Source organism: Actinomycetes bacterium, from assembly GCA_036000965.1.
GTDB lineage: Bacteria > Actinomycetota > CALGFH01 > CALGFH01 > CALGFH01 > DASYUT01.
Genome location: DASYUT010000113.1, coordinates 1 through 7,024, shown reverse-complemented (window position 1 = coordinate 7,024; position 7,024 = coordinate 1). Strand labels below are relative to the sequence as shown.

Below are 7,024 nucleotides of genomic sequence, written 5' to 3'. Positions count from 1 at the left end.
TCATTCAGTTGGTCATTCCACCTGGCGCTACTCGGCCCGTCAGGACCGCACTGGCTGCCTGGCCGACATGGCCGCCTGCGACCTGTACGTCGCATCCTCGCGCACCGCTACGGCTACGTCCCCGAGAGTGGAGGAATCGCCGGGCTCCTGCTGTGCCTTCTGCAGCAGCCACAGTGCCCCGAACGAAGTCTCAGCCTTCGTCGTAGCCAAGCCCGGGGCTTCGCTGGTGGCAAGATCAGCGTTCGCAACAGAGGTGCTGCTGCCCCCTCCAGAGTGTCCAACGCAGTCTGGACCGCTCGGACGCGGGCAGCACCCGGAAAACCTGTGGTGGATCCCGTGCGGGTCGCCGATGATTGCGGGCATGAGCAGCCCGAGCAGAAGAGCCGACATGTTCGTCGACCCCGAAAACGACCCACGGGAAGACGGGCCGACCCTGGGCGACGAGCGCGCCACGCTGGTTGAGTTCCTGCGCGACCAGCGCCTGACGCTGGAGCTGAAGTGCGCCGGCCTCGACGCCGCCGACCTGGCCCGTCGCTCCGTGGAGCCCTCCACGCTGTCGCTGCTGGGCTGGTGCGCCACATGGCCGAGGTCGAGCGCACCTGGTTCCGGCACAGGATGGCCGGCCAGGACGCGCCGCCGCACTTCTACTCCGACACCGACCCCGACGGAGACTTCGATGGCGCGGTGCCCGACCCCGGACGCGGCCACTGGCGGCCTTGAGCCGCTTCTATGTACTTCCTGCGCCCTCGCCATCAAATTGAGCCTGCCCTCGGCATCGCCGTCCGACACCTAACCAGACAGCCCTGCCGGTACTGAGCTCACCAGGCAGCTCAGGCCGCTGGACGAAGCCTGCCCCGCCTGGCCACTTCGGACACGACGGCTCCAGCGAGTGGCCGCGACCACCATCCTCCCGGTGGCCGTCTCTGTCATGGCCGCCGTCCTCTCCAAGGTCCTGACCGGGTAGCACGCCGATCCGCACCCGCTACGAAGGCCGGGAGCCCCACCGCTGATAGGCAGATGGAGTTGACAGCGGCAGTTGTGGGGATGTCTCCCCGGCGTGCTGGCCGACATGATCGCCCGGGGACCCGTGGTGCAGACAGGGCACCACTGCCCGGCTGCTCAAGACCCGGAGGCCAGGAAGTTGGTACACGGATCGGATCGCGGCCGAAGGCCGCCGGCAGCCACAGGCGTAAGCGCGGTGCTGCTCACCTGAAGCAGGAGTCTTCCCACCTCAAGCCGGGAGCCGGGCGCGTCCGCTGGGGTGGCCTCGTGCGGTCACGCGCGAGCTGCGAAGACGCTGGTTCGCATGGCGCTCACCCCCAACTCGCTGACCAGCATTTTCGTCGGTTGCTTTGGGCTCCGCCGAGTGGCGCGCGCAGCCGCACAGCGGTCGGAGAGCGCATCACAGCGTCCGTGGCTGAGCTGATCGCGCAGGTGGGCCTGCCGGACCCATGCATTGTCGAGTGGCACGGCGGCCGTGTCTGGGTGGCGTGGGCGTTGGTAGGCTGGCGGCGATCGGGCCGTAGGCAGGAGTTGCATGGAGCCAGGATCCGCATCCCGTCCGCGTGTTCCCGAGCGCAACGGGACCAGCCTGGGCAGGGCCGGGGTCGTCTGGGCGCGTCGACGCCGGCGGCCAGCGGGGGAGCCGCCGCCGCTGCCGCGCCGGATCGGCACGACCGGCTGGTGGTGGCTCGGGCTCGGCACCCTCGCGATCCTGGTGTGGGCGATCGCGATCACTCGAGGCGGCGGGGCGCTCCTTCCCGTCGACCAGCGTGTACTTGAGGCGCTTGCTCACCTGCGCACGCCGGCCCTCACCAGGGTGATGCTTGCGGTCGCTGCCCTCGGGTCTGGCTCTGGCTGGGTGTTCGTCGTGCTGGGATGGGCGACCATTGTCGTACTGCTGGCCACTCGCCGGTTCCGGCGGCTGCTGGTGTTTCTCGGCGTGGCCTTCCTCGTTCAGGCGCTGGCCTTCTACATCGCCAACGGCATCCCTGAGGTAGCTTCCCCGCTCCGGCCGGCCGGGGTTGCGATGCCGGGTCCGGTCGGCGAGTCGGCCTCTCCGCTGCTGCCGGTCGCGACGCTGACGGCCCGGCTGGTCAGCATCTTGTACGCCCTCGTCCCCCAGGGTCGGACACGGCAGGTGGGCAAGGGTGTGGTCGCCGGGATCATTGCGGTGGTCGCCCTGGCCCGCATCTACCTGGCGGTCGACACACCGACCGGCGTTCTCGTCGCGAGCATCGTCGGCGTCACGATCCCGCTCGTTGCGTTCCGGCTGCTCTGCCCGGACGAGGTGTTTCCCGTGACCTACCGCCGGGGTCGCACCGCCCACCTTGACGTCGGGGGACGCCGCGGCGAGGCGATCCGCCGCGCCCTCCAAGACCAGCTCGGCGTCATCGTCGACGACGTCCAGCCCTTCGGCCTGGAGGGATCGGCCGGCTCGACTCCGCTGCGCATCAAGGTCAAAGGCGACGAGGACGCATGGCTGTTCGCCAAGCTGTATGCCAAAAGTCACCTGCGGGCCGACCGCTCCTACAAGCTCGGCCGTACGCTGCTGTACGGTCGGCTCGAGGACGAGAAGCCGTTCAACACCGTGCGGCGGTTCGTGCAGCAGGAGGACTACGCGCTCGCGCTGATGCAGCGCGCCGGCCTGCCCAGCCCCGAGCCCTACGGCGTCGTCGAGCTCAGCCCAGAGCGCGAGTACCTGGTGGTCACCGAGTTCCTCGACGGCGCCGCCGAGCTCGGCCAGGCGGAGGTGGACGACGCGATCATCGACCAGGGCCTTGCGATCGTCCGGAAGCTCTGGGAGGCGGGCCTTGCCCACCGCGACATCAAGCCGGCCAACCTGCTGGTGCGCGACGGTCAGCTGTATCTGATTGACGTGTTCTTCACCGAGGTGCGCCCAAGCCCCTGGCGCCAGGGGGTCGACCTGGCCAACATGCTGCTGGTCCTTGCCCTGCGCTCGAGCCCCGACCGGGTCTACCAGCGGGCCCTTGGCCAGTTCAGCGTCGAGGAAGTCAGCGAGGGGTTCGCGGCCACCCGCGGCCTGACCATGCCCTCGCAGCTTCGCCAGATGATGCGCGCCCAGGGCCGGGACCTGCACGCCGAGTTCCTGACGCTCCTGCCCGAGCCACCCAGGCCCATCGCCATCCAGCGCTTCAGCCCGCGGCGCCTTGGCCTCACCCTTGCGGTGCTGGCCGGGGCGCTTGCTGCCGTCGTCATGGTGGCGAACAATCTCCAAGGACTCGGGTTGATCCCAGGCTAGCTGGACAGGAAGCAGGCGTCCTACAGCGCATCACTTCACCTCGTACGGTCGGCGGCGAGCTGCGAAGATGCAGGTTCGCAGGGCGCTGACCCCCAACGCGGGCTCGGGTCGGGAACTCGGGGATGGGCGCTCGACCTACGCCGGGTCGTGCTGCGCCCCGGGCGCGTGGCCCGGACGCGGAGGGCCGTGGAGCCCGGCGGCTCGAAGCGAGCGCGGCAGCTTTGCCAACGCGTCTCGCAGCGTCTCGAGCGTGACCCGGTCGAGGGCGAGGAAGTCGGCGGGAGGCTCGTGGAGCCGCTTGAACAGCTCGGCTTTGGTCCTCGCCCCAGCAGGCGTGAGCACCACGGTTTTCACCCGCCGGTCGGTCGGCAGCGTGCGGCGCTCGACCAGGCCCCGCTTCTCCAGGCGGTCGACCACCCAGGTCACGTTGGACGCGTCGCACCCCCACGTCTGCGCCAACGCCCCCATGGGACGAGGGTCATCGGCGTCCAAGACGAGGAGCGCCCGCAGGTCCCCTGGGGTGAGGCCGAACTTCTGGAGGATCCGGAAGAAGCGGTTGCGCTCGCAGATGGCCAGATCGAGGACCGCCTCCCACGCCTCGGCCGCAATCGCCACCCTGCTCCGAGCCTGGTCGTTGTCGCTCACGGCCCGATCATAGCCGCCTCGCAGCGATGTTTCGAGTAGTTAGACAATGAAAGAGCTGGATACTTGACATACCTGAACCATCGGTGGAGCATCCACGGCATGACCGAAGCCGCCATCGTCGTGGAAGGCCTCACCAAGCGGTTCGGACCTGTCGTGGCCCTAGACGGCATCGAGTTCCAGGTGCCCACCCGAACGGTGTTCGGGCTGTTGGGCCCCAACGGCGCTGGCAAGACCACCGCGATCCGCATCCTCACCACCATCCTTCGCCCCGACGGTGGGCGAGCCGAGATCCTCGGCTTCGACGTGGTCCGCGACGCCGACGAGGTCCGCTACCGGATCGGGCTCGCCGGCCAGTACGCGGCGGTCGACCCCAACCTGACCGGCAGGGAGAATCTGCGGCTGGTCGGGCGCCTCGCGCAACTCCTGCGTGCCGACGCCCACGCGCGTGCCGACGAGCTGCTGGAGCGCTTCGACCTCACCGGCGCAGCCGACCGGCCCGTGCGGACCTACTCCGGCGGGATGCGGCGTCGCCTCGATGTGGCTGCCGCGCTGGTGCAGCGCCCGCTGGTGGTCTTCCTCGACGAGCCCACCACCGGGCTCGACCTCCCCAGCCGCAACGCGCTGTGGGCGATGATCCGCGAGCTGGTCGCCGAGGGCACCACGGTGCTGCTCACCACCCAGTACCTGGAGGAGGCCGACCGCTTGGCCGACCGTATCGCCGTCGTCGACGGCGGACGGGTGATCGCCAATGACACCCCGGCCGCGCTCAAGGCCCAGCTGGGCAGTACCGTGATCGAGCTGGGGATGGCCGACGCGACCCGCGCCGCGCGCGCCGAGGACCTGCTTGCCAGGACGCTCGCCATCCATCCCGAGCGGGACGGCGCGACCCTGCGCCTGACCTCCGACAACGGCGCGCGCGTGCTGATCGACGTGCTCCGGTTCCTCGACGACCAAGACCTCACGCCGGCGACGCTCACCGTGCGCGAGCCGAGCCTCGACGACGTCTTCCTTGCCCTCACCGGTCATCGTGCCCAGGATGCCGCCGCTGCTGCCCAAGCTGGCGCCCCGCCCTCCGGGAGCGCCGCATGACCACAGCAGCCACCACCGTGGCCACCGCCGAGGTCCGTCGCGCCAGCAAGGCGCTCCGCCCCGTGCGGGATGCGCTCGCGATCGCCGGCCGGAACCTGATCGCCTACCGCCGCGTGCCGCAGCTGCTGGTGTTCTCCACCATCCAGCCGGTGATCTTCGTCCTGCTGTTCCGCTACGTGTTCGGCGGTGCGGTCAGATCGCTCCCTGGGGTTCCCTACGTCGACTACCTGATGCCTGGCATCTTCGTCCAGACCACCGTGTTCGGCGCCATCGGCACGGCCGTCGGCCTGGCAACCGACCTCAAGAGCGGGTTGCTCGAGCGGTTCCGGTCGCTTCCCATGGCCCGGTCCGCCGTCCTGGTCGGTCGGACCGTCGCTGATCTCGCCCGCAACGTCTTCGTCGCGGCGCTCATGGCCGCGGTGGGCTTCGCCGTCGGGTTCCGCGTGCACACCAGCGCGACGGCGTTCCTGGTCGGCATGCTGCTGGTGCTCTGGTTCGGCTACGTGCTGTCGTGGGTCTTCGCCACCGTCGGGCTGGCGGTCGGCGACCCCGAGACGGCCCAGGCCGCCGCCTTTCCCGTAATGGCGCCGCTGGTATTCGCCTCCTCGGCGTTCGTCCCGGTCAGCTCCATGCCCGGCTGGCTGCAGCCGTTCGCCGAGCACCAGCCGGTCTCGGTCACCGCCTCCGCCGTCCGGGCGCTGGTGCTCGGCGGTGACGTGCTCGGCGTGTCGACCACCTCCTACGTGCTGCAGTCCCTCGCCTGGGGCGTCGGCATCCTGCTCGTATTCGCCCCGATCGCCGTCTGGCGCTACCGCCGAGCCGTGTAGCCGGCGCGGCCGCCGGCGCCCCGCTCCACGTGGCTTCGAGTCCTCCTCAGAGTCGCAGGTCGACGCCAGTGTCAAAGCAATGCTCTTCGTCGACCCGCCAGGGTCGACCCGCCCCGCTTCGCTACGTGCGAGACCGGGCCGGCACTCCAAGTGGCGAGAGCTGGGCCGATGACCCGTTGCTAGCCTGGACACCAAGGTTTGATGAGCAGGTGTCCTCCTGGCTGGCTGACCTGCCAACGGTCACGGCCGTCGACGCTGAAGGTAGAGCATGACCTCCATCAGTACGTCCAGGCTCCGAGCGTGTGCTCGTCGATGCTGTCGCGCAGCACGAGCTGGCCGTGCCGGGCGGGGACGTCGAACACGAGCCAGCCGGATGCTCGCTCGCCCGCGTTGAGCATCACAAGGTCCAGGGTCGGGTCGAACGTGGCCAGGCCGGTGCCTGCGTCCCCGTCGTAGAGGTGGCCGCCCACCAGCGCGTAGAGGTCGCCCCAGGGCGTGAGCTGGTCGTCGGCGAGTGCGCGCACCTCCACGAAGGCGCCCATGTAGAGGCCGTGCAGGGGTTGGTCGACCTGGTCCCCGGTGGAGAACTTCAGCCGGGTGACGGTGACCTCAAGCTGGGTGTCACTGGATCCGTCGTCGAGGGTCAGTTTGTCGCCGATCCTGCCGGCGGCGACCTTGGGTTGGGTCGTCGGCGGTTCGGTGGCCGGCGGTTCGGTGGCCGGCGGTGCGGTCACCTCCGAGAACTGGTCGGCCCCGGCCGTGCCGCTGGCGGTCGCGGCGGGCCGGCCCGTCGGCTCCTCGTGCTGCGTCACGCCCACGAGCAGCGCGGCAAGCCCGACCCAGACGAGCAGGCCGATGGTGGAGAGGGCGACCGCCCCGGTGACGAGGCCGCGACCCACGGCGCCGCCGGGCGCGTGCCGGATCCGTTGCGCGGCCACCGCGGCGAGCACGAGCGCCACGATGGCAGGAAGGACAGGGACCAGGAGTGACACGACCGCCAGCACCAGGGCGGCAACGGCCAGTCCCTCGGTAGGGGGTGCCGCCCGCAGGGTGCGGTGGCGGTCCCGGCCAGAGCGGCCCGCCAGCGCCCGGCGGGAGGGGTTGGGTGGCCTGCTCCGCTGGCGGGCCCGTGCCGGGCGGAGCCCACCTGGGCTCCTCGCCCTCGGTCATGGCGCCTCCGCGCTCCCGGGTCCCGAAGGCA

General features: G+C 70.3%; 5 protein-coding genes and 1 pseudogene. 4 read left to right on the top strand and 2 right to left on the bottom strand.

What is annotated here, in order from left to right; all coding sequences use genetic code 11:
* The first annotated feature begins 388 nt into the window (after positions 1-388).
* Positions 389-696, top strand: a pseudogene (locus VG276_09370) (DUF664 domain-containing protein).
* An 841-nt stretch (positions 697-1,537) separates the two neighbouring features.
* The gene (locus VG276_09365) at positions 1,538-3,262 is read left to right on the top strand and encodes an RIO1 family regulatory kinase/ATPase (protein HEV8649597.1); all 1,725 of its coding nucleotides are present in this window, start codon (positions 1,538-1,540) and stop codon (positions 3,260-3,262) included.
* A 135-nt stretch (positions 3,263-3,397) separates the two neighbouring features.
* On the opposite strand, the gene VG276_09360 is transcribed toward VG276_09365, so the two are convergent.
* On the bottom strand, positions 3,398-3,907 hold the full coding sequence (locus tag VG276_09360) for a MarR family transcriptional regulator (protein HEV8649596.1): 510 nt from the start codon (positions 3,905-3,907) through the stop codon (positions 3,398-3,400).
* A 99-nt stretch (positions 3,908-4,006) separates the two neighbouring features.
* On the opposite strand from VG276_09360, the gene VG276_09355 reads away from it, so the two are divergent.
* Both VG276_09355 and VG276_09350 read left to right on the top strand, forming a co-directional pair.
* On the top strand, positions 4,007-4,996 hold the full coding sequence (locus VG276_09355) for an ATP-binding cassette domain-containing protein (protein HEV8649595.1): 990 nt from the start codon (positions 4,007-4,009) through the stop codon (positions 4,994-4,996).
* Positions 4,993-5,823, top strand: coding sequence for an ABC transporter permease (locus VG276_09350; GenBank protein HEV8649594.1), 831 nt, complete (start codon positions 4,993-4,995; stop codon positions 5,821-5,823). Before VG276_09355 ends, VG276_09350 begins: the two co-directional genes overlap by 4 nt.
* Positions 5,824-6,101: 278 nt before the next feature.
* Here VG276_09350 and VG276_09345 read toward each other — a convergent pair whose 3' ends face one another.
* Positions 6,102-6,815 carry a hypothetical protein gene (locus VG276_09345; protein ID HEV8649593.1) on the bottom strand — a complete coding sequence of 238 codons (714 nt, stop codon included), beginning with the start codon at positions 6,813-6,815 and terminating at the stop codon, positions 6,102-6,104.
* Positions 6,816-7,024: the final 209 nt, after the last annotated feature.

Bases quoted from the DNA above. Each gene is read 5' to 3' on its own strand.
- VG276_09365 (HEV8649597.1), top strand. From the start codon at position 1,538: ATGGAGCCAGGATCCGCATCCCGTCCGCGTGTTCCCGAGCGCAACGGG.
- VG276_09355 (HEV8649595.1), top strand. From the start codon at position 4,007: ATGACCGAAGCCGCCATCGTCGTGGAAGGCCTCACCAAGCGGTTCGGA.
- VG276_09350 (HEV8649594.1), top strand. From the start codon at position 4,993: ATGACCACAGCAGCCACCACCGTGGCCACCGCCGAGGTCCGTCGCGCC.